A 1,534-nucleotide genomic window follows, 5' to 3' on the forward strand; every position below is an offset into this window, starting at 1 on the left:
GCTGGCAAGAGGCGCCTGTCCGGCGACACGGCTCGTGCGGCCACCACGGATGAGGTGCGGGATCTGCGCCGCGAGACGGGGGCGCTGAAGGAGGTCGTGGCTGATCTCGTCCTGGAGAACCGTCTGCCTAACGTATGGCCCGCCCCGTCTGCAAGGTCGTCGATGAAGATGCCTGTGACCGGTCTGCACAAACGTATCCGGCATGTCGGCATGGTGGCCGCCGCCAAGATGGAGAGCCGCACGTCCCGGGCCTCATAAGCAATTCGGCCTCGGGGGCCGCTTTTTTTGCCAGGCTTCCGGAACGCCGCTCGACCGTCAGGCCATCTTCACTGTCCTCCCGCAGACCTCGTGGACCTGCGCCGAGCGATCGTGCTCCGCCTCAGGTCAACCTCTTTTGATGCCCTATGCGAGGGCCGGCTCCGGCCGCCGCTCGAAGCTCACTCCTTTGCGCAGCGTCGCCCAGGCGATCCGCGCGAGCTTGGCGGCGAGCGCGACGACCACGACGTTGTAGTGCGCCCGCGCCAGCAGACCGCGCAGCCATCGGCCGGTCGCATCCTCGACCTTGGACAGCGAGGCTAGCGCTGCGCGCGCCCCATGGATGAAGAGCCCACGCAGATAGGCGTTGCCCCTCTTGCTGATGCCGAGCAGCTTCGGCTTGCCACCGGTCGTATGCTGTCGGGGCACGAGGCCAAGCCAAGCCGGCAGGTCGCGCGCGGACGCGAAGGCGCTTCCGTCGTCGATGGCCGCGCGCAAGGCCGTGGCCGTCATCGGCCCGACGCCCGGGATCGACACCAGGCGATGTGCCGCCTCGTCGGCGCGGGCATGCGCCGCGAACTCTCGGTCGAGCGCTTCGATACGGCCGTCGAGGCTCGCCCACTCCTCACGGATCTCGGCGACGAGAGCTTGGATACGCGCGCCAATCTGCGCCTGGGGATCCGTCACGAGAATGCCGACCGCCGTCTCGAACTTGCGGCGGCCTTGCGGGAAAACGAGACCGCGCTCCAGCAGGATCGCGCGGAGCTGGTTCATGAGCATGGTGCGCATGCCGACCAGCCGAGACCGGACCCGGTGCAGGCTCTGCATGTCGAGTTGCTCCTGCGCCTTGAGGGGCACGAAGCGCATCGTCGGACGTGTGGCGGCCTCGGCGATCGCTTCGGCATCGCGGTCGTCGTTCTTCTGCGCCTTGACGTAGGGGCGGACATACTCGGGCGACATCAGTCGGATGGTATGTCCCTGCGCGGCCAGCAGCCGCCCGAGGTGATGGGCGCCACAGCAGGCCTCCATCGCGACGACACAAGCGGGCAGCTTGGCCGTGAGGCCGACGATCGTCTCACGCCGTGCGCGACGACGCAGAACCACCGTACCGGCTGGGTCGAAGCCAACCAGGCTACAGCTGTTTTTGCCGAGATCGATACCCAGCACGGCGACCGAACTCTTTGCCATTCCCGATCCCTCCATTTCTCCAAGGCAGCAGCATGCCACCAACGGTTCGGTGAGGGGCGGGCCATCCCATAAGCATGAGCGGGGCTGGGGG

Annotated in this window: 1 protein-coding gene and 1 pseudogene; one reads left to right on the forward strand and one right to left on the reverse strand. The window is 67.4% G+C overall.

Translation table 11 applies throughout. The annotated features are described in order from the left end of the window. A pseudogene (locus FV233_RS31005) lies at positions 1 to 258 on the forward strand (hypothetical protein); the annotation flags it as partial. 144 nt (positions 259 to 402) lie between these two features. On the opposite strand, the gene FV233_RS29370 reads toward FV233_RS31005, so the two are convergent. After that, entirely contained in the window at positions 403 to 1,422 is a 1,020-nt protein-coding gene (locus FV233_RS29370) for an IS110 family transposase (RefSeq protein WP_147854784.1), read from the reverse strand. Positions 1,423 to 1,534 lie beyond the last annotated feature (112 nt).

The organism is Methylobacterium sp. WL7, assembly GCF_008040085.1.
GTDB lineage: Bacteria > Pseudomonadota > Alphaproteobacteria > Rhizobiales > Beijerinckiaceae > Methylobacterium > Methylobacterium mesophilicum.